Raw genomic sequence first — 19,589 nt, 5'->3', positions numbered from 1 at the left:
ACATGTACTAGTTCCGCGTGGCGGGCCGGGCCGGGACGCCCCCGCGCCGCGCGGGTACCGGAGGAGAGGAACTCCCCATGGCCGCGGAACCCGTGATCGTCGAAGCCGTACGCACCCCCATCGGCAAGCGCGGCGGCGCGCTCGCCAACCTGCACCCCGCCTATCTCCTGGGCGAGACCTACCGAGAACTCCTCGGCCGCACCGGCATCCCCGCCGACTGCGTCGAACAGATCGTCGGCGGCACGGTCACCCACGCCGGCGAACAGTCCATGAACCCCGCGCGCACCGCCTGGCTGGCGGTCGGGCTGCCGTACGAGACGGCCGCGACGACGGTCGACGCCCAGTGCGGCTCCTCGCAGCAGGCCTCCCACATGGTCGCCAACATGGTCGCGGCGGGCGTCATCGACGTGGGGATCTCGTGCGGCGTCGAGGCGATGTCGCGGGTGCCGCTCGGGTCGGGGTCGAAGCACGGTCCGGGGAAGCCGTTCCCCGATGAGTGGAATGTGGACCTGCCGAATCAGTTCGAGGCGGCGGAGCGGATCGCGAGGCATCGGGGGCTGACCCGGGAGAACGTCGACTCGCTGGGGTTGGTTTCCCAGGAGCGGGCCGGCGTCGCCTGGTCCGAGGAGCGGTTCAAGCGGGAGACGTTCGCCGTCCAGGTGCCGACCACGGAGGAGGAGCAGCGGGCCGGGCAGGGCATGTGGCGGTCGGTGGAGCGGGACGAGGGGCTGCGCGACACGTCGATGGAAGCGCTGGCGAGGTTGAAGCCGATCATGCCCACGGCCGTTCATACGGCGGGCAACTCGTCGCAGATCAGCGACGGCGCGGCAGCGATCATGTGGGCCTCGAAACGGATGGCCCGTGCCCTGAAGCTGCGGCCCCGGGCGCGGATCGTCGCTCAAGCGCTGGTCGGCGCCGACCCGCACTTCCACCTCGACGGGCCGATCGACGCGACGCGCGCCGTGCTCGGCAAGGCGGGCATGTCCCTGAAGGACATCGACATCGTCGAGATCAACGAGGCGTTCGCGTCGGTGGTGTTGAGCTGGGCGCAGGTCTTCGAGCAGGACCTGGCGAAGGTGAATGTGAACGGGGGCGCGATCGCGCTCGGGCACCCCGTCGGAGCGACGGGGGCCCGGCTCATCACGACCGCTTTGCATGAACTGGAGCGCGCGGACAAGGAGTTCGCGCTGGTGACGATGTGCGCCGGTGGCGGCTTGGCCACCGGGACGATCATTCAGCGGCTGTAGTCGTCGTCCACGTGACGAAGGTGGTGAACGCGGCGGGGTCGAGGGTGAGGATCGGTCCCGCCGGGTTCTTCGAGTCGCGGATGGCGATGGTGGAGGTGGGGGCTTCGGCGATCTCCACGCAACTGCCGCCCTGGTCGCCGCTGTACGACGACTTGCGCCAGGTCAGTGGGCCGAGTGGTGCGCATTCGATGCAGTTGCCGCCTTGGTCGCTGCTGTAGCTGGACTTACGCCACTGGATCCCCGTCAGAATCGCGTTGTTCTCCATAGCGTTCCTCCATCACGCGCCGGATCAGCTCCGCCGATTCCCTGAGGGAGAGCGCGGCGGCTTGGAGATGATCGTAACGGAGTGAGCAGTCCTTGACGGTGTCCGGGTTGGCCGTCGGATGCGCGCTTCCGTACCCCTCCGTGTAGACGATGGTCGGATCGCTCGCGAAATGGTAGAGGTCGAACGAGCCTGTCAGTCCCGCATGGGCTCCGGCCGAGAACGGCAGTACCTGGATGTTGATCCTGGGATTGTCCTCGAAGGTCAACAGGTGGGCCAGTTGGCCTCGCATGACCTCCCAGCCACCGATCTCCTGACGCAGCGCGGCCTCGCTGAGGACGGCCCAGAAGACCGGTGGCTCCTCCTTCTCGAAGATGCTCTGGCGGGCCAGCCGTACGGCGGTGCGGTCGTCGAGGTTGGTCTGATCCAGCGCCCCGAGGACGGCACGCGCGTACTCTTTGGTCTGGAGGAGGCCGTGGATCATGTGCGTCTCGAAGGAGTAGATCTCAGTGGCCCTCGCCTGCAACTCGGCCACTTGCTGAAACCAGGCCGGAAGTTGACTCCGCATCACGAGATCGACGAGTCGGAAGAGCAACCCTCCGGTCCCCAGCGCGGCGTCCACCCGTTGGCTGAACGCGGGCGTCGGCAGCTTCCGCGCTGTCTCGATCTGACCGACCATCGAGCCGGTGTAGTTGACGATGTCCCCGAGCTGCCGTTGTGTCAGCCCGGCGGCTTCCCGATGTCGCCGCAGCTCGAAGCCGTAGTAATCGAGCGGCGAGGCGCCGGGATCGAGAGCGTTGATGTTGGTCACGCGAGGCCCCCTCTCGGGCAACTCGGTCCACTGCTGAACCAGTTGTGTCTGTTCGGTAGCCCAGCGTAGTTACACGAGGTCACGCTCGTCTCGTGAACGCATACATTCCCCCCACGCATTGGGGCCCCACCCCTGTCCAGTACCGGATGAGCCTCACCGTGGGCGAACACTCCGCCGGCCACATCCGCCGTATCGTCCGCTCGCTGCTCGGTGAGTGGCGGTTGCCGCAGCTGTCCGCCGCCGTGGAACTGGGCATGACCGAGCTGGTCGCGAACGTCGTACGGCATGTCCCCGACCGGCGCTGTGTGCTGGTGGTGCTGCGGCTCGGGGCGGGGGAGGGGGTTCGGGTGGAGGTGGCCGACGGGTCCCGCGAACTGCCCTGCCTGTCGGCCGAGTTGTCGACGGAGGCGGAGGGCGGGCGCGGGCTCGTGCTGCTCGACGCGGTGGCCGACAAGTGGGGGGTGGAGCCGAGATCGGGAGGTGGCAAGACGGTGTGGTTCGAGTGCCTGAGGTCCGGAGAGTGACTGGGCTAGGTGAGGGCGGCTATGACCCGGTTGGTGATGTCCTCGTCCGTGTTCAGGGGCGTCGGGGTGTAGGTGAGGACGAAGTTCAGGCGCTGGTCGCGGGTGGACAACACGCGGGTGCGGTAGCCGTACACCTCGCCGGTCTTTCCCCAGAACGTCACGCCGTTCACCGTGCCCGTTTGGAGGCCCATGCTGTAGCGGGCGGGGCTGCCGTCGAGCATGCGGACGTCGGACGGGGGGAGGGTGAAGAGCTTGTTCATTGCCCGGGGCAGCAGCAAGGCGCCGGAGAACAGGGCTTGTTGGAAGCAGACGAGATCGTCGACGGTGGAGACGAGCTCGCCCTCGCCCCAGGTGCTGGAGGGGTTGTAGACGGTCGCGTCGCGCAGCGATCCGTCGGTCATCCGCAGGTAGCCGTGCACGTGCGGCCCGTGCAGTCGGGGGTCGTCACCGGGGAACAGGGTGCGGGTCAGGCCCAGGGGGCGCAGGAGGCGGGCGGCGATCGCGTCGCCGTAGCGCTCTCCGGTGACCTTCTCGATGATCAGGGCGAGCAGTACGTAGTTGATGCCCCGGTACTCCTGCTTGGTGCCCGGACGGAACTTCAGCGGGTCGTGCGTCACCGTGCGCACCCACTCCGGCGGGGTCCACTGGTCGAACCGGTGCCGCAGGGCCGCCTCCGGGGTGCTCATGTCCGGGATGCCCCGGTGGTCCGGCAGTCCGCTGGTGTGGTTGAGGAGTTGGGCGACGGTGATGCGGGCGAAGTCGGCCGGGAGCAACCCCGGAAGATACCGCCCGAGGGGAGCGCCGAGCTCCAGCCGCCGCTCGGTCCACAGCTGAAGGATGACCGTCGCGACGAACACCTTGGTGACGCTGCCCGCGCGGAACTTGTCGTCGGGGCGCGGGGCACGCCCGGTGGTGAGGTCGGCGACGCCTTCGGTTCCGTACCAGTGCTCCGCGCCGTGGGCGGCGTGCAGTTGGGCGGAGGTGGACGGCGGGTGGGAGAGGCCGGAGATGGCGGCGCGTAAGGCGCGGGTGTCCAACAGCGGGCCGTCAGGTGAGTCGATGGATCCGCTGGGCCTGGCGGCGTCCGCCGCCGCACGGGACGCCGTACCGCCTGCCGCGACCAGCACCGCACCCGCCGCCACGGAACCACGAACCAGCGACCGCCGGGAAAGCCGCCGAGATGCCTGAGATGTCATGTGACTCATGCTGCCGACGAGGCCACACCCAGGTCATCCGGGATGTCCCCCACACGCCCCCTGATCGAACCCGGGGACGCGACTCAGGTGTTCAACGGCGCCGCCGCCCCTCGACGCAGAACCGGTTGCCTTCCGGGTCGGCCAGCACGACGTACGGCCGGCCACCGGGCGGCAGGGTCTCGGGATAGTGCGGCCAGTCCACGTGCCGCGCCCCGAGCGCCACGAGACGGCCCACTTCCTCATCCAGATCGCGATCCCCCGCGTCCAGATCGAAGTGGATCCGCGGAAAGTCCTCAACGGGACTCCCGCTCACGTCCATGGCGATGGCGACACCGGGCTCGCCCGGCCGCGGTTCGAGGACGATCCAGTCATCCCCCTCGAACCGCGGCGGCCGCCGCACGTATCCCAGCGCCCGGCGCCAGAACTCCCCCGCCCGCTTGTCGTCGTCCACACCCAACGAGATCTGCCGGATCGTCGCCATGGGCCACACGGTAGGCATGTCATCTGCCGGTGGGAATGGACCCTAACCTTCGGCCTTCTGTCCGGGCCAGACGGCCGAGGCGTCGTCGCGGTGGGGGTCGGGCAGCCGGATCGGGCGGACCGGGACGGTGTGTTCGCGTCCGTCGGTGACGGCCGTCCACGGGGTGGCGTGGCCGGAGTAGCACAGGGTCGTGAGGGCGAAGACGTTGTCGGCGTAGACCTCGACGTATTCGCCGATGGTGAGGATGCGCAGGGTGGCGGCGGGCTCGGTGAGGGTGGTCTCGCCGAGGCGGGTGCCGTCGGGGCCGGTGACCCAGAGCTTCTTGCCGTCGCAGCCCACGGCGAGGGCGGATCGGCCGCCGTTCGGGGTGTCGGTGCGCAGGGTGATCTCGACGGGCCCGGTGATGCCGATGTCGCCGACCGCGTGCGGGCCGGGTCGGTCCGTCTCCTCGGCGAGCCAGGCGTCCAGGCCGGACCACCATTCCAGGCGGGGCGCGGAATCACCTCGCACGACAAGGGACTTGGGCTGGGCGAGCATGCCGCGGCAGCGCTCCCCGGTGTCGGTGAGCCCGACCTGGCGGGGCGTGGTGTGCAGGACGACGCGGGAGCCGTCGGGGGCGGGGATGACCCGTGGAGCGTAGGACCCGGTGGGCCCGAGAGGACCGCGGCGCGTCCAGGGACCGCGCAACCGAGGGGCGGTCCACGCCTCGAAACCCCGGGTGCCCCCGATGGAGCCGAGCAGCAACCAGCCGCCGTCGTCGAGGCGTTCCAGGACCGGGCACTCCAACTCGTCGACGTCGCCGGGGGAGATGAGTGGTGGGTGGACGGTCCAGTGCTCCAGGTCGTCGGAGGTGGCCAGGGCGACGCAGCCGCTGACCTCGACCGGGAGGGAGGCGTCGCTGGCGCAGACGACCATGACCCAGCCGTCCGACTCGTCGTCGCGTACGACGAACGGGTCGCGCCAGCCCATGCGTTCACCGGTGCGGTACCAGCGCGGGTCCGCCTCGACGACCGGTCCGGTGCCGTGCCGCCGCCAGCCGGTTCCGTCGGTGCGGTCGGAGTGGGCGAGGCCGACGGACTGGAGCGGCCAGCCGCCCGGCGTCAGCCCGCTCACGCCGGTGTAGAACATCGCCATTCCGCCGCCGTGCCGGACGGGGTGCATGGTCCACACCGCCTGCTGGTCGAAACGGCCGGGCAACCCGGTCCCGAAGACGGGGCCCTGTGGCTGCCAGTCGACCAGGTCGGTGGAGGTGGCCCGGCCGAAAGAGGTCTCCATCCGCAGATGGTCGAACTCGGCCGTCCAGGGCCCCTGTAGGTGCAGCACCGCGTACGTGCCGTCCTCGTCGCGCAGGAGGGCGAAGTCGTTCACGCAGAGGCCGGGCGGGGCGTATCGCATGCGCAGTTCCTGTCGGCTCACAGCGCCCAAACGCGTGCGCTGACCATCGATCCAAAACGGTCTCACTTGAGAATCGGCCCAAGTAAATCTGAACGCAAACGCTTGCGCAACAAGTGGGCCGGGTTTACGGTCACGTCACCCACAGATCACACCGACGTGAAACCAACGGGAGGAACAGCGCCGTGACGGCCAGCATCAACGACGTCGCCCGCGCCGCCGGCGTCTCCGCGTCCACCGTGTCCCGCGCCCTGCGCGGCCGGCCGGGCGTGTCCGACGAGGTGCGGGGCCAGATCAAGGCCGTCGCCGACCGGCTCGGCTACACCGCCTCCCGCTCCGCCTCCAGCCTGGCCAGCGGCCGGACCTACACCATCGGTGTTCTGGTCCCGTACGTGGGCCGCTGGTTCTTCGGCACCGTGCTGGACGCCGCCGAGAAGGAGTTCAGCGCCGCCGGGTACGACGTCCTGCTGTACAACCTGGGCTCGCCGGAGACACGCAAGCGTTTCTTCACCAGGCTGCCGGTCCGCAAGCGGGTCGACGCGGTGCTGTCGCTGCTCATCCCCGACGAGGAGGAGTCCGCCGCACTGCGCTCCCTGGGCGTGCCGCTGGCCACCACGGTCGGCGGCACCCGGCCCGGCTTCAGCGTCGTCGGCATCGACGACCGGGCCGGCACCGAGAGCGCCGTACGGCATCTGGTGAACCTCGGCCACCGCCGGATCGGCATGATCAGCGGGTCCAGCGGGCCGCTGCACTGGACCACCCCCATCGACCGGCGCCAGGCGTACCTGGACGTGCTGGCCGACGCCGGGATCGAGCCCGACCCGGCCCTGGAGGCGGACGGCGACTACACCGTCGAGGGCGGCGAGCGCGCCATGACGGAGCTGCTGGCCGCCTCCCGCCCGCCGACCGCCGTGTTCGCGCAGTCCGACGAGATGGCGATGGGTGCCCTGCGCGCCCTGCGCAGGCACCGGCTGAGGGTCCCGGACGATGTGTCCGTCGTCGGTTTCGACGACCACGAACTCGCCGACGTGGTCGGCCTGACCACCGTCGCCCAGCCCGTCGCCGGCCAGGGCGCCGAGGCCGCCCGGCTGCTGCTGCGGCAACTGGACGAGCCGGACGCGGAACAGCCGGAGCAGGTACAGATGCCCATCCGCCTCGTCCTGCGCGAGACCACCGCCCCGCCCAGTCCGCGCGGGCCGCAGTAAACCCGCACCACCTCCCGCAGCAACAACCCAACCACTTCGAGTCCCACGCCCCCACAGCACTCCCGCACCACGAACCCTCGCCACAGCACGGAGGCACAGACATGAGCTCGACCAACAGAAGGCTCCGCCGCACAGCCAGTACGGGACTGGCGCTCGCCCTGCCCCTGGCGGCACTGGCCGCCTGCGGCGGGGGCGGCGGCACCGACGCCGCCGCGGAGGCCGGCAGCGGCAAGGGCACCATCAGCGTCTGGGCCCACCAGGGGCAGAAGAGCGAGGACGCCGCGGTGCAGGCCGCGGTGAAGTCCTTCAACTCCTCGCAGAGTGACATCAAGGTCGAGCTGAAGCTGATACCCGGCAACGACTACACCAAGACCATCACCGCCACCGACGCCTCCGAGCTGCCGGACGTGATGGAGTTCGACGGCCCGACCATGGCGAACTTCGTCTACAACAAGAAGCTCGCCCCGATCGACGACTACGTCTCCTCCAAGACCATGGCCAACGCCACGGACGCGAGCAAGTCCCAGGGCGAGATCGACGGCAAGCACTACGGCCTCGGCATGTACGACTCCGGGCTCGGCATCTACGGCAACAAGAAGCTGCTGGACGCGGCCGGCGTGAAGTACCCGACCGGCCTGGCCGACGACTGGACGGCCGACGAGTTCACCGCCGCGCTCAAGGCCCTGAAGGCCAAGGACTCCGACGGCAAGACCCTCGACGTCCAGGAGAACAACGGGCTCGCCACCGAGTGGGGCACCTACGGCTTCGCCCCCATCGTCTGGTCGGCCGGCGGCTCGCTCCTCAAGGACGGCAAGGCGGAAGGCGCCCTCGACACCCCGGCCGTGGTCTCGGCGCTGAAGACCTTCCAGTCCTGGAAGACGTACGTCGACCCCAACACCGACGGCAACGCCTTCGCCAACGGCCGCGTCGCCCTGAGCTGGGTCGGCCACTGGATGTACCCCACCTACAGCAAGGCCCTCGGCGACGACCTCGTCGTCCTGCCGCTGCCCGACTTCGGCAACGGCCCCAAGACCGGCCAGGGCTCCTGGGCCTGGGGCATCGGCGCCGACAGCAAGAACGCCAAGGCCGCCGGCGCCTTCCTCGACTACCTGCTCAACGACACCAACGTCACCGCCATGACGACCGCCAACGGCGCCCCGCCCGCCACCAAGAGCGCGCTCGCCGCGAGTCCCCTGTACAAGCAGGGCGGCCCGCTCCAGCTCTTCACCGACCAGCTCGCCAAGCCCTGCGGTGACAGCGACATCAACAAGTCCTGCGTCGCGGTCACCCGCCCGGTGACCGCCGGATACCCCACCGTCACCGCGAAGTTCAGCGAGGCCCTCAACTCCGTCTACGGCGGCGCCGACTCCAAGGACGCCCTGTCCAAGGCCGCCCGCTCCATCGACCAGGACTTCTCCGACAACGCCGGCTACGAGATCCCGTAGGACATCGGCCAGGGGCGGGCTCGTGCCGCGCCCGCCCCTGCCGGGAAGAGGACCCATCCGTCAACTCCTCGGCCGTGAACAGCCCGAGCCCGAGACTCAGTCCGTTCACACCTCGTCGCGCTCCCGGCTGCCCCCTGCGACGGGACGGCCACGGGTCGCATCCACCACCAGCGTGGTGCGGGACCGTCGACAGGGCCCCACGCTGGGACGCGGCCCGATGGCAAAGGGACGCGGTTCCCTCTCAGGAGTGAACGCCCCGGCTTCCCCGCAAGAACAGGATGTATTCCATGGAACCCGCGCTCGCCGCGCCCCCCGGCCCGGAACACGCCCCACCCGTGATACCGGCCAAGCCCGCGCGCCCTGTGCGCAAGAACCGCGACTGGTTGCACGGACTGCTCATGTCCACGCCCGCCGTCGCCGGACTCATCGCCTTCGTCGGCATCCCGTTCGGCTACGCCGTCGTCCTCTCCTTCTACAACGTCCGCCTCGGCTCCCCGCTGGAGCCCACCTTCTTCGGCCTGGAGCAGTACCGGCGGCTGTTCACCGACCCCGACCTGTCCGGCCCGTTCCTGCGGGCGCTGCTGAACAACCTGACCTTCGCCGTGGTCGTCGTACCGGTGCAGACGGCGCTGGCGCTCGGGCTGGCGATCCTGCTCAACCGCAAGCTCAAGGCGATCGGCCTGTTCCGGTCCTTCTTCTTCATGCCGGTCGTCTTCCCGATGGCGCTGGTCGCCGTGATCTGGCGGCTCATCCTCGCCCGCAGCGACCAGGGCATGCTCAACTCGGCGCTGGACGCGGTGAGTTTCGGCAACTGGGGCGCCTTCGACTGGCTCGGCGACTCCGCCACCGCCATGGCCTCGATCATCGTGCTGTCCATCTGGCAGGGCGTCGGCTTCCAGATGGTCATCCTGCTCGCCGGCCTCCAGCAGATACCGGGCGAGCTCTACGAGGCCGCCCAGCTCGACCGCGCCTCGCGCTGGCAGCAGTTCCGCCACGTCACCCTGCCCGGCATCCGCGGCACCCTCGTCTTCGTCGCCATGCTCACCTCGGTGCTGTCCTTCCGGGTCTTCGACCAGGTCTATGTCCTCATCGACGGCGGCGGCCTCAACGAGGACGCCACCCGCACCGTGATGTACCAGGCCGTCACCACCGCCTTCGACCAGAACAACGTCGGCCAGGCATCCGCGATCACCGTCGTCTTCTTCCTGATCGTCGTTGCCCTGACCCTCATCCAGCGCCGCGTCGTCCGGCCCGACAACGAGGACTGACCATGAGCACGAACCCGGGCCTCACCCGCACGCCTCTGCGCCGCTTCCTCGACTACGCCGTCCTGTCCGTGCTGGCGTTCATCTTCGCGCTGCCCGTCCTCTATCTGTTCCTCGGCAGCCTCAAGCCGTCGGGCGAAGTGCTGAACGGCCTGTCCGGCTTCCTGCCCACCCACCTGTCCTTCGACAACTACACAGCCGTCCTCGACAGCCTCAACTCCGACAGCACCGGCTACTTCTGGCGCTTCATGGGCGTCTCGCTGCTGCTGGCGTTCGTGGTCGTCACCGGCGGCCTGTTCGTCAACTCCATGGCGGCCTACGGGCTGTCCCGGCTGAAGTGGCGCGGCCGGAACGCCGTCTTCACGCTCGTCCTGCTGCTGATGCTGGTCCCGTTCGAGTCGGTGGCCGTGCCGCTCTTCTACATGTTCAACGACCAGCGCAACACCCTCTACATCCTGGCGCTCCCGTTCATCGCCAACGCCTTCTCGGTGTACCAGTTCCACACCTTCTTCCGCACGATCCCGCCGAGCATCGAGGAAGCGGCCCGGATCGACGGCGCAGGTCCCTGGCGCACCTTCTTCGCGATCATCGTCCCCATGTCGAAGCCGGCCTTCGCCTCGGTCGCGATCCTGACCTTTCTCATCCAGTGGGGCTCGTTCCTGTGGCCGGTGCTGATGGTGTCCGATCCGTCGGTCCGCCCGCTGCCGCTGGAGATGAGCGTCTTCCAGGGCCAACAGCCCCCGGACTGGGGACAGATCCTCGCCTTCGGCGTTCTGCTGGTCCTGCCCGTACTGATCGTGTTCGCGTTCTTCCAGCGATGGTTCGTCCAGGGCGTCGCCAGCTCGGCCGTCAAGGGCTGAAGGGCTGAAGGGCTGGAGGACCTACGGCGAAGGCGGCGGCCCCGGGGATCGGGGGCCGCCGCCTTCGCGTCAAGGGGGCTGGGAGCGGTCGCCGTCAAGGCGCGCGCTCAGTACCAGCCGTTGGCCTGCCAGAACGCCCAGGCGCCGGTCGGGCTGCCGTAGCGGGACTTCATGTAGTCGAGGCCCCACTTGATCTGGGTCTCGGCATTGGTCTTCCAGTCGGAGCCGGCCGCGGCCATCTTGGAGCCGGGCAGGGCCTGGACCAGGCCGTAGGCGCCGGAGGAGGCGTTCTGGGCGTCCACGTCCCAGCCGCTCTCGTGCTCGACGATGTTGCTGAAGGCCTTGTACTGCGCGGTGTCCGGGATCAGTTTGTGCGCGATCGCCTTCGCCTCTGTGGCCGAGGAGACCGTGGTGGCCGCCTGGGCGGGGGCCGCGGTCAGGGCGATGCCGGCGGTGGCGGCGGCCACGGCGGCGGTGGTGAGGGCCTTCTTCGGGGAGGCGAGCGGGGCGGCGATGCGACGAACGATGCGGGAGACGGGCACGGAGAACCTTTTCTTCGGGGGCAGGGTGTGCGCGGCATGCCGGAACCACGCGGTGCGTGGCGGGGAGGGCATGCGATGGCGCCGCGGCCCTGAGGGCACGTCGGCGCCGTGCGACGTCATCCAGAGAAGCAGGCTCGGCAGGCGTCCGCAATGACCGGTTTTACTAGTTGTGGTCGCATCCGAGGGAAAGGTGCCCCGTGTGATCTGGCTCTCAAAGTGCAGGTCAGAGGGGGTGGGTCCGCGTACATGTCAGGGCTGTGCGGCTACGAACCTGCCTCGTAGGTGACGTGGGTCATGTGGGGTGGTTCACCGTTGAAGCGCGGTTGTGCAACAGCCGGCGCACGGTGTCTCACGCACGGGGGGCGTCAAAAGTGACCGGCGTCTCGAAGGCCGCCCGGCGAGTGGCCCGGCGCAGCGCCCGGAGGAGCGGCGGGCCGAGGAAGAAGGTCAGGACGACGGTCACGAGGGCCCGGCCCAGGTCCCAGCCGAGTGAGGTGGCCAGGCAGTAGAGGAAGAAGCGGGCCAGGTTGGCGAGGGGTGACGCCTCCGGGTCGAAGGCGATGTTCGAGGCGAGTGTGCCCATGAAGGGCCAGCCCGCCAGGTTCATCACCGTGCCGTAGGCGAAGGCCGCCAGAAAGCCGTACGCGGCCAGCAGCCCCAGCTCACCCCGGCCGCGCAGGCGGTCCGGGCCCGGCAGCAGGCCCGCGCCCATCGTGAACCAGCCCATCGCCAGCATCTGGAACGGCATCCACGGACCCACCCCGCCCGTGAGCAGCGCCGACGCGAACATCGTGACCGAGCCGAGCACGAAGCCGAAGCCGGGGCCGAGGACCCGTCCGCTCAACACCATCAGGAAGAACATGGGCTCGATGCCGGCGGTCCCGGCACCGATGGGGCGCAGGGCGGCACCGGTGGCCGCCAGCACGCCGACCATCGCCACCGCCTTCGGGCCGAGGCCGGATTCGGAGATCGTCGCGGCCACGACCGCCACCAGGAGGACCAGCAGGCCCGCGAAGAGCCAGGGGGCGTCCTGCGCGTGCGCGCTGACCTGGGAGGCGGGCGGGGCGAGGAACGGCCACCCCAGGGCGGCCACGCCCACCGCGCTCACCAGGACGAGCGCGGCTACGGAGCGGGGGCCCAGGCGGACGGCACGCGCCTGGGGAACGGTTGTCATGCGAGCGCCTCCCGTACCTGTGCCACCGTCAGCCACTGCTGCGGCGCCAGGATCTTGGTGACCTGCGGGGCGAAGGACGGGGAGGCGACCACGACGTCCGCCGTCGGACCGTCGGCGATCACCTCTCCGTCGGCCAGCAGGACCACGCGGTGGGCGAGTTCGGCGGCCAGCTCGACGTCGTGCGTGGCCAGCACGATCGCGTGCCCCTCGGCCGCCAGGTCACGCAGGACGGCGACCAGGCGGGCCTTCGCCGCGTAGTCCAGGCCCCGGGTCGGCTCGTCGAGGAGCAGGAGGGGAGGGCGGGCCGTCAGGACGACAGCCAGGGCGAGCGCGAGGCGCTGGCCCTCGGAGAGGTCGCGGGGGTGGGTGTCGTCGGTGATGCCGGGGAGGAGGCCGCGGACCAGGGCCCGGCACGTGCCGGGTTCGGCCCCCGCGTCCCGGTCGGCCGCCGCGCACTCGGCGGCGACCGTGTCGGCGTACAGCAGGTCCCGCGGCTCCTGGGGGACGAGACCCACGCGGCGTACGAGGTCACGCGGGGACGTGCGGTGCGGTACCGCTCCGCCGACCCGGACCGATCCGGCGGAGGGTTCCACCAGGCCGACGAGCGCGGAGAGCAGCGTGGACTTGCCGGCGCCGTTGCGGCCCATGAGGGCGATCGTCTCGCCGGGGGAGACGGTGAGGTCGACGTGCCGCAGGGCCTGGACGCGGGCACGGCGGACGGCGAGGGAGCGGACTTCGGCCGGGGAAGCGGGAGTTGGGGCGGCTGCGGGCTTCTTGCGGAGACGCCAGAGGGAGGCATGGGCCGGACGGGGAGAGGGCAGTGCCGGCGCGGCGGCCGGTGCGCTGTGCGTTTCCTCTCGACCGGTCAGCCGTTCCCGACCGGTCAGCCTCTCCCGCAGGTCTCCCGCCCGGCGCCGCGCGTCCCGGACCGTCAGGGGCAGTGGGGACCAGTCCGCCAGGCGGCCCAGGCCCACCACCGGCGGGTACACCTGTGATACGGCCATGATCTCGGCCGGGGTGCCGAGGACCGGAGCCGCCCCGGGCGACGGCAGAAGGGCGACCTGGTCGGCGTACTGGATGACGCGTTCCAGGCGGTGTTCGGCCAGGAGGACCGTCGTACCGAGGTCGTGGACGAGGCGCTGGAGGACCGCGAGGACCTCCTCCGCGGCCGCCGGGTCCAGCGCGGAGGTCGGCTCGTCGAGGACGAGGACCCGCGGGTGCGGGGTGAGGACCGAGCCGATCGCGACCCGCTGCTGCTGGCCGCCGGAGAGCGTGGCGATGGGGCGGTCGCGCAGGTCGGCGAGGCCCAGGAGGTCGAGCGTCTCCTCGACGCGGCGCCGCATCACCTCGGGAGGAAGGCCCAAGGACTCCATGCCGTAGGCGAGTTCGTCCTCGACGGTGTCGGTGACGAAGTGGGAGAGCGGGTCCTGGCCGACCGTCCCCACGACGTCGGCGAGTTCGCGCGGCTTGTGCGTGCGCGTGTCCCGGCCGGCGACCGTGACCCGGCCGCGCAGGGTGCCGCCGGTGAAGTGCGGGACGAGACCGCTCACCGCGCCGAGGACGGTGGACTTGCCGACGCCGGACGGGCCGACCAGGAGGACGAGTTCGCCTTCGGGGACTTCGAAGTCCACGCCCTGGACGGTGGGTTCGGTGGCGCCGTCGCCGTCATACGTCACGGAGACGTTCTCGAAGCGGATCACGACGGCTCCTTGGGGGCGATGAATGTCGGCAGCAGGCCGAGGAGTACGGCCGCCGCGGGCCACAGGGGGAGGGTGGGGGCGACGAGCGGGACCACGCCCGGGTGCAGGGCCTCGGGGTCGCGGACGGAGGCGAGCGTCAGCAGGACGGCGACCGCGACGCCGGAACCGGTGACCAGCCAGGCGCGGACGTCCCAGCGGTCCGGGCGGTAACGGGTGCGCGGGGAGCGGCGGCCGCCGAGGTGCAGTCCGGCGAGGGCGGCGGCGAGTCCGGCGAGCAGGACGGGGAGGCCGTACGTGCCGCCCTCGGCGGTCAGCAGTCCGTACGTTCCCGCGCAGACGCCGAGCAGGCCGCCGAGCGTGAGAGCGGCGGTCGTACGGCGGACGGGGGCGGGGACGTCGGCGGTACGGCCGTAGCCGCGGGCGTCCATCGCGGCGGCGAGGGCGACGGAGCGTTCGAGGGCGCCCTCCAGCACCGGGAGAGCGACCTGGAGGAGGCCGCGGACGCCCTTGTCGGGGCGTCCGCGGAGGCGGCGGGCGGCGCGCAGGCGTTGGACGTCGGCGATGAGGTTGGGGGCGAAGGTGAGGGCGACGACCACGGCCACGCCCATCTCGTAGAGCGCTCCGGGGAGGGACTTGAGGAGACGGGACGGGTTCGCGAGGGCGTTCGCGGCGCCTACACAGATGAGGAGCGTGGCCAGTTTCAGGCCGTCGTAGAGGGCGAAGAGGAGGCCTTCGGCGGTGACCCGGCCGCCGATGCGGATCCCTTGGGCCCAGCCGGGGAGGGGGACTTCGGGGAGGGTGGCTATCACGTGCGTGCCGGGGATGGGGGAGCCGAGGACCACGGCGAAGGCGAGGCGGATGAGGAGGACGGCCAGGGCGAGTTTGAGGAAGGCGGTGTAGGAGCGGGCGGTGGGGGTGTTGGGGCGGTGGGTGGCTACGACGTAGGCGGAGGTGGTGATGAGGAGGGTGAGGAGGAGGGGGTTGGTGGTTCGGGTGGCGGCGGTGCCGAGGCTCAGGGACCAGAGCCACCAGGCGCCGGGGTGCAGGGTCGTTGCCCTTGGCCGGTGCCTTGGGGTGGGCGCGCTCACCGGCACTGGAAGGGCGCCGGGCGTGGCTCGGACGCGGTCGGCGTTACGGCGCATCCCTGCGCCGCCTTGCCTGCCACACCGCTGCCCCGCCCAGCACTGCCACGACCGCCACCCCTGCGAGCAGGCCCAGAGACGAGCCGTCTTCGTCCTTCGTGCCCGCATCCTTCCTCTCCGCCGGCACCTGCTCCCCGCACCCCGTCCGCGGATACCCCGCGATCGCGCACAACAGGGCGTTGGCGTCATAGCGGAGGGGCTTGGCGACCGAAGCCAGCGCGTCTGCCGTCGTCGCGTCGGAGGCGATCGCCGCGCACGCCGTACGGGCCGCCGGTGGGGTCGCGCCCGACGGCGCGTCCGTTGCCGTACCGAAGTCGATGACCAGAGCCACCCGCTTCCTGCCGTCCCGCGCGGGCGTCTTCGCGCAGATCGTCGTGAAGTCCGCCGTGCCGCGCGGCTTCGTCGCGTCGCCGGAGTCCTCGCTCACCGAGAAGCGGAAGCCCTGGACGTCGCCGTCGGAAGGGCGGGTGGTCGAGGGGCCCTGCGTCGCGTACGTCCACTGGTTGCCGTCGCGCTCCCAGAAGGACCAGTAGCGGTAGCCGGCGGCCTGCGCCTGACCCACGCTCCCCAGGAGAAACGGGACCAGGAGCAGCAGTGCGGCGGCACGGCGGCGGATCACGGCTTCCGCCTCTTGTTGCGGCCGCTGATCAGGAAGCCGATGCCGGCGCCGGCGGCGAGGCCCGCGCCGACCATCCACCAGATGTCGCTGCCGTCGGAGTCGTCCGTGTCCGCGGCGGAGTCGTCGGTCGCCGTCTTGGGGGCGGGCCCCGTCGCGTTGAGCTGCTTCACCAGGTCCGCCCCGCCGAAGTCGCGCGGGTCCGTGCCCGTCGCGTGGGCGGCGAAGATCAGCTGGGCGTAGGCGGCGGGGCCGCTCTTCGCCGCCCAGGTCGCGGAGTTCTGCTCCAGCCACCGCAGGGGCTCCTTGGCCTGCGCGGCCCGGCCCTGCGCGGCGAGCGCGACGACGGCGTCCGCGGTGTTGCCGTAGTCGGGCTGGTCGGTGGAGCCGGGGAGGGCGGACTTGAGGTAACCGTCCTCGGCGAGGGCCTTCGTGAGGTAGGCGGCACCGTTGGCCGCGGCCTGCTGCGGGGCGGGGTAGCCGGCGTCGGAGCAGGCCGCGGCGTCCGTCTGCTTGCCGGACGCCGGCCGCACGACCAGGCCCTTGCCGAGCGCGCCGAGGACACCAGCCGCCGTGGCGTCGGCGTTGGCGGCCAACTTGCCCTTCTTGTCCGGCTGGAAGGCGAAGGCACCCGCGCCGTCCCCGTCGCACGGCAGGGCGAGCTTCCGCAGGGCGTCGTACGGCGTCTGCTCACCCTTGCGCACGTCCGCCGGCTCCTCCCCTACGGCGGTCAGCGCGCCGATGACGACGGAGGTCGAGTTCGTGTCGCTGGCGCCGCCGGGCGCGTAGCCCCAGCCGCCGTCCTTGTTCTGCACGGACTTCAGCCAGGCGACGGCCTTGTCGGCGGCGGCGTCGTGGCCGCCGAGCGCGGCGAGGGCCTGGACGGCGGCGGCCGTGTTGTTCGTGTCGGCCATGAGCTTGGCGCCGCACGCCTTGGAGGGGTCGGCGCGGTAGGGCGCGAAGGCGCCGTTCGCGCACTGCTGCCCGGCCAGCCAGTCCACGGACTCGGCCGGGGGTTTCACCCCGACGGTGTGCTGGGCGAGCAGGGCGAGGGACTGACGCCAGACACCGTCGTACGTCGGGTCCGTGCTGCCGTACAGCGCGGAGGAGAAGGCCCGCGACGCGGACGGGGACGGGTCGGTGGCGACGGCGGGCGCGGCGGCGGCGCCGATCACGGCGGTGGCGGCGGCCAGGGCCGCGGCGCTGCGGCGGACGTTCATGATCGGCGGGTGCCTCTCCCTGCGAGGGAGCCGGGCAGCACGGGACACCCCGGGCGGCTCGGCTCCGTAGACCTCGACGGTGCCGCACACCGGCCGGTTGCCGGTGCGCGTGAGCCGTTCACGATCCGTCCGGGGCAGTCCGGCTCACCACGTGGTGGTTCACGGTTGCGGGTCAGCGCCGGAATTGCACCGGCTTCCCCCCGTACGGGTGCGATGACGACGCGGCTACTCTACTCGCCCGTAAGGAAGCGGCTGAGGGCCGCCGGTGCGTGCGGGTACGTTCGGGCCATGTCCGTTGACGGGGAATCCATGACGGGGAGACTGCTCGGCTCCGGCCGCTCCGCCGACGTGTACGAGATCGACGAGGCGTGGGTGCTGCGCCGCGACCGGGAAGGGTGGGGGGACGCGCTCGCCGAGGGCGCGGTGATGGAGCACGTGCGCCGACACGGCTACCCCGCGCCCCGGGTACGGCTCTCCGCCTCCACGCGCACCGAACTGGTGATGGAGCGGCTGTCGGGGCCGACGATGCTGGAGGCGCTCGGCGCGGGACGGATCGACGCGCGTGAGGCGGGCGACGTCCTCGCCGGTCTGCTGCGACGGCTCACGCCATTCCCGCCCGTCACTCCTCCACCGGACGCGTACTCCACCTCGACCTGCATCCGGACAACGTGATCCTCACGCCCGACGGCGCCTACGTGATCGACTGGTCCAACACCGAGGAGGGCGACCCGGGCCTGGACTGGGGCATGTCAGCGGTGATCCTGGCCCAGGTCGCAGTCTCCGCCGAGGCACTCGCCGGAACGGCCCGCGCGCTGCTGGCCGCGCTGCTCGCCGACCCCTCCGACCTCACGGGGGAGGGCCTGGCCGAGGCGCGCCGACGGCGGGCCGTCAATTCGACGATGAGCCGACGCGAGATCGAACTCCTGGGTAACGCAGAGGAGTTGGTCCGGACGTACGCGGGTTGGCGGGTGGACCGTCGCCGTTCACGCCTTGTCGCGCAGGGAGACGGAGAGCCGGGTGACGGTGCTCGCGGGGCCGCAGTCGACGGCGGTGTTGCCCGTGCCGAAGCGGGTGCAGCCCGGACCCGGTGTGATACCCGAAGAGTCCTCGATGATCAGACTGCCACCGGAGTTGACGCGCATACGGACGGGATTCGGCGTCGTCGCGAGCCGGGTGGTGACCGTGACGGTGTTGTCGACGCGGGTCGCCGTGGAGTCGGCCGGAGCCTGGGCCGCGGCGGGGGCGGCGAACGCGGCCAGGAGGAGACCCGCGGCCAGGGACGGAACGGCGGCTCGTTTCAGGGTGGTGGTGCTCACGATCCTCATGCTGTTCTTCTCTCCTTCGAGCAGGGCCGGAGAGGGCGCCGTGATGGACGGCCTCGGCGCCAGCTAAACAGTGAGTGATCGGGTGCGCGCGATTTGTTACGCCAACCTCTTTACACCGCCACGTACGTCACCGGCTCGCTCCCCGCCACCGCCTCCGCCCGCCCCAGTTTCACCAGTCGCCGCAGATGCGCCTCGGCCTCCGAGACGGCGATGTTCTTCGATCCGTACGGGATTTGGTCCCAGGGACGGTTCCATTCCATGCGCACGGCGAGCTGCCAGGGGGTGAGGGGCTCGGCCAGGAGGGAGAGGAGGCCGGTGAGGCGGTCCTCGTGGTGGGCCAGCAACTCCCGTACGCGGGCGGGCGCGTCGGTGAACGCGTGCTGGTGGGCGGGGAGCACCTCGGCGGGGGCGAGGCGGCCGACGCGTTCCAGGGAGTCGAGGTAGTCGCCGAGGGGGTCGGTGACGGTGGCGTCGTCCGGATCCTCGTACAGGCCGATGTGCGGGGTGATCTCGGGGAGGAGATGGTCACCGGAGAACAGGCGGCCGTGGCCCGGGAGTCGGGCCGGGTGCTCCTCCTCCAGGTGCAGGCAGACGTGGCCGGGTGTGTGGCCCGGGGTCCAGATCGCGCGCAGTCGGCGGCCGGGCAGATCGAGGAGTTCGCCGGGGACGATCTCGCGGTCCGGCAGGGCCGGGGCCAGGCCGGGCAGGGTATGGGAGCGGGCGGAGCGCAGGGGCGCCACGTGTTCCTCGGGGGCGCCGGCGGCTTCCAGCTTGGCCGTCATATAGGTGAACCAGCGCTGGGGGCGGGTCGAGCGGGTCCGCCGTACGATCGCCCCGTCCGCCGCGTGCATCGCGATCCACGCCCCGGACGCCTCGCGCACCCGGCCGGACAGGCCATGGTGGTCGGGGTGGTGGTGGGTGATGACCACGCCGTGGATCTCGCCGACCGAGGTGCCGCAGGCCGCCAGCCCCTCGGCGAGGGTGTCCCAGGAGGCCGGGTCGTCCCAGCCGGTGTCGATCAGTACCGGTCCCCGGTCGGTGTCGACGACGTGGACGAGGGTGTGGCCGAGGGGGTTGTCCGGGATGGGGACCTGGACGGAACGGACGCCGCCGCCGTGGTCGTACACCTGCGCCATGGGCTCCCCAATCGCCGCGTTCAGACCACGCTCCGGCCACTATAAC

The 19,589-nt window shown here is 71.1% G+C and carries 19 protein-coding genes and 1 pseudogene; 7 read left to right on the top strand and 13 right to left on the bottom strand.

What is annotated here, in order from left to right; all coding sequences use genetic code 11:
• Positions 1 to 77: 77 nt before the first annotated feature.
• The gene (locus ABT063_RS00955; RefSeq protein ID WP_351054921.1) at positions 78 to 1,247 is read left to right on the top strand and encodes a steroid 3-ketoacyl-CoA thiolase; all 1,170 of its coding nucleotides are present in this window, start codon (positions 78 to 80) and stop codon (positions 1,245 to 1,247) included.
• Here ABT063_RS00955 and ABT063_RS00950 read toward each other — a convergent pair.
• Positions 1,231 to 1,512, bottom strand: coding sequence for a DUF397 domain-containing protein (locus ABT063_RS00950; protein ID WP_351054920.1), 282 nt, complete (start codon positions 1,510 to 1,512; stop codon positions 1,231 to 1,233). The genes ABT063_RS00955 and ABT063_RS00950 overlap by 17 nt on opposite strands.
• Positions 1,472 to 2,320: a helix-turn-helix domain-containing protein gene (locus tag ABT063_RS00945; RefSeq protein ID WP_351054919.1), complete on the bottom strand. Its 849-nt coding sequence runs from the start codon at positions 2,318 to 2,320 to the stop codon at positions 1,472 to 1,474. The genes ABT063_RS00950 and ABT063_RS00945 overlap by 41 nt, the downstream gene beginning before the upstream one ends.
• Before the next feature lie 92 nt (positions 2,321 to 2,412).
• On the opposite strand from ABT063_RS00945, the gene ABT063_RS00940 reads away from it, so the two are divergent.
• On the top strand, positions 2,413 to 2,844 hold the full coding sequence (locus tag ABT063_RS00940; RefSeq protein ID WP_502990727.1) for an ATP-binding protein: 432 nt from the start codon (positions 2,413 to 2,415) through the stop codon (positions 2,842 to 2,844).
• A gap of 5 nt (positions 2,845 to 2,849) precedes the next feature.
• Here ABT063_RS00940 and ABT063_RS00935 read toward each other — a convergent pair whose 3' ends face one another.
• The 3 genes from ABT063_RS00935 to ABT063_RS00925 form a co-directional block, all read right to left on the bottom strand.
• The gene (locus ABT063_RS00935) at positions 2,850 to 4,040 is read right to left on the bottom strand and encodes a serine hydrolase domain-containing protein (RefSeq protein WP_351054918.1); all 1,191 of its coding nucleotides are present in this window, start codon (positions 4,038 to 4,040) and stop codon (positions 2,850 to 2,852) included.
• 91 nt (positions 4,041 to 4,131) lie between these two features.
• A complete protein-coding gene (locus ABT063_RS00930; RefSeq protein ID WP_351054917.1) occupies positions 4,132 to 4,521 on the bottom strand; it encodes a VOC family protein in 390 nt (129 codons plus the stop codon).
• A 42-nt stretch (positions 4,522 to 4,563) separates the two neighbouring features.
• Positions 4,564 to 5,916 (bottom strand): glycoside hydrolase family protein, encoded by a 1,353-nt coding sequence (locus ABT063_RS00925; RefSeq protein ID WP_351054916.1) that lies wholly within the window; start codon positions 5,914 to 5,916, stop codon positions 4,564 to 4,566.
• A gap of 182 nt (positions 5,917 to 6,098) precedes the next feature.
• Between ABT063_RS00925 and ABT063_RS00920 the strand changes: the two genes are divergently transcribed.
• The 4 genes from ABT063_RS00920 (at position 6,099) to ABT063_RS00905 (ending at position 10,688) form a co-directional block, all read left to right on the top strand.
• Complete coding sequence (locus ABT063_RS00920; protein ID WP_351054915.1) at positions 6,099 to 7,118, top strand: LacI family DNA-binding transcriptional regulator; 1,020 nt, start codon at positions 6,099 to 6,101, stop codon at positions 7,116 to 7,118.
• A gap of 101 nt (positions 7,119 to 7,219) precedes the next feature.
• Positions 7,220 to 8,563, top strand: coding sequence for an ABC transporter substrate-binding protein (locus ABT063_RS00915; protein WP_351054914.1), 1,344 nt, complete (start codon positions 7,220 to 7,222; stop codon positions 8,561 to 8,563).
• Positions 8,564 to 8,841: 278 nt separating this feature from the next.
• The gene (locus tag ABT063_RS00910; protein WP_351054913.1) at positions 8,842 to 9,831 is read left to right on the top strand and encodes a carbohydrate ABC transporter permease; all 990 of its coding nucleotides are present in this window, start codon (positions 8,842 to 8,844) and stop codon (positions 9,829 to 9,831) included.
• 2 nt (positions 9,832 to 9,833) lie between these two features.
• A complete protein-coding gene (locus ABT063_RS00905) occupies positions 9,834 to 10,688 on the top strand; it encodes a carbohydrate ABC transporter permease (protein WP_351054912.1) in 855 nt (284 codons plus the stop codon).
• A 107-nt stretch (positions 10,689 to 10,795) separates the two neighbouring features.
• On the opposite strand, the gene ABT063_RS00900 is transcribed toward ABT063_RS00905, so the two are convergent.
• From ABT063_RS00900 to ABT063_RS00875, 6 genes are all read right to left on the bottom strand, one after another.
• Positions 10,796 to 11,230 (bottom strand): aggregation-promoting factor C-terminal-like domain-containing protein, encoded by a 435-nt coding sequence (locus tag ABT063_RS00900; protein ID WP_351055225.1) that lies wholly within the window; start codon positions 11,228 to 11,230, stop codon positions 10,796 to 10,798.
• A 349-nt stretch (positions 11,231 to 11,579) separates the two neighbouring features.
• Positions 11,580 to 12,404 (bottom strand): ECF transporter S component, encoded by an 825-nt coding sequence (locus tag ABT063_RS00895; RefSeq protein ID WP_351054911.1) that lies wholly within the window; start codon positions 12,402 to 12,404, stop codon positions 11,580 to 11,582.
• The gene (locus ABT063_RS00890; RefSeq protein WP_351054910.1) at positions 12,401 to 14,104 is read right to left on the bottom strand and encodes an ABC transporter ATP-binding protein; all 1,704 of its coding nucleotides are present in this window, start codon (positions 14,102 to 14,104) and stop codon (positions 12,401 to 12,403) included. The genes ABT063_RS00895 and ABT063_RS00890 overlap by 4 nt, the downstream gene beginning before the upstream one ends.
• The gene (locus tag ABT063_RS00885) at positions 14,101 to 15,246 is read right to left on the bottom strand and encodes an energy-coupling factor transporter transmembrane component T (protein WP_351054909.1); all 1,146 of its coding nucleotides are present in this window, start codon (positions 15,244 to 15,246) and stop codon (positions 14,101 to 14,103) included. The genes ABT063_RS00890 and ABT063_RS00885 overlap by 4 nt, the downstream gene beginning before the upstream one ends.
• Positions 15,236 to 15,865 carry an SCO2322 family protein gene (locus ABT063_RS00880; RefSeq protein ID WP_502990726.1) on the bottom strand — a complete coding sequence of 210 codons (630 nt, stop codon included), beginning with the start codon at positions 15,863 to 15,865 and terminating at the stop codon, positions 15,236 to 15,238. Before ABT063_RS00880 ends, ABT063_RS00885 begins: the two co-directional genes overlap by 11 nt.
• On the bottom strand, positions 15,862 to 17,082 hold the full coding sequence (locus ABT063_RS00875; RefSeq protein WP_351054908.1) for an SCO2321 family membrane protein: 1,221 nt from the start codon (positions 17,080 to 17,082) through the stop codon (positions 15,862 to 15,864). Before ABT063_RS00875 ends, ABT063_RS00880 begins: the two co-directional genes overlap by 4 nt.
• A gap of 309 nt (positions 17,083 to 17,391) precedes the next feature.
• Between ABT063_RS00875 and ABT063_RS00870 the strand changes: the two are divergent.
• Positions 17,392 to 18,044, top strand: a pseudogene (locus tag ABT063_RS00870) (phosphotransferase); the annotation flags it as partial.
• Between the two features lie 21 nt (positions 18,045 to 18,065).
• On the opposite strand, the gene ABT063_RS00865 reads toward ABT063_RS00870, so the two are convergent.
• Together ABT063_RS00865 and ABT063_RS00860 are read right to left on the bottom strand one after the other, a co-directional pair.
• Complete coding sequence (locus ABT063_RS00865; protein ID WP_351055247.1) at positions 18,066 to 18,407, bottom strand: hypothetical protein; 342 nt, start codon at positions 18,405 to 18,407, stop codon at positions 18,066 to 18,068.
• A gap of 110 nt (positions 18,408 to 18,517) precedes the next feature.
• Positions 18,518 to 19,543 carry a Strvi_7410 family MBL fold metallo-hydrolase gene (locus ABT063_RS00860; RefSeq protein WP_351054907.1) on the bottom strand — a complete coding sequence of 342 codons (1,026 nt, stop codon included), beginning with the start codon at positions 19,541 to 19,543 and terminating at the stop codon, positions 18,518 to 18,520.
• Positions 19,544 to 19,589: the final 46 nt, after the last annotated feature.

The sequence above is a fragment of the Streptomyces sp. NPDC002838 genome (assembly GCF_040295365.1).
Classification (GTDB): domain Bacteria; phylum Actinomycetota; class Actinomycetes; order Streptomycetales; family Streptomycetaceae; genus Streptomyces.
Note: the sequence above shows the minus strand (reverse complement) of the source record. Positions and strands in the feature narration are given on the sequence as shown.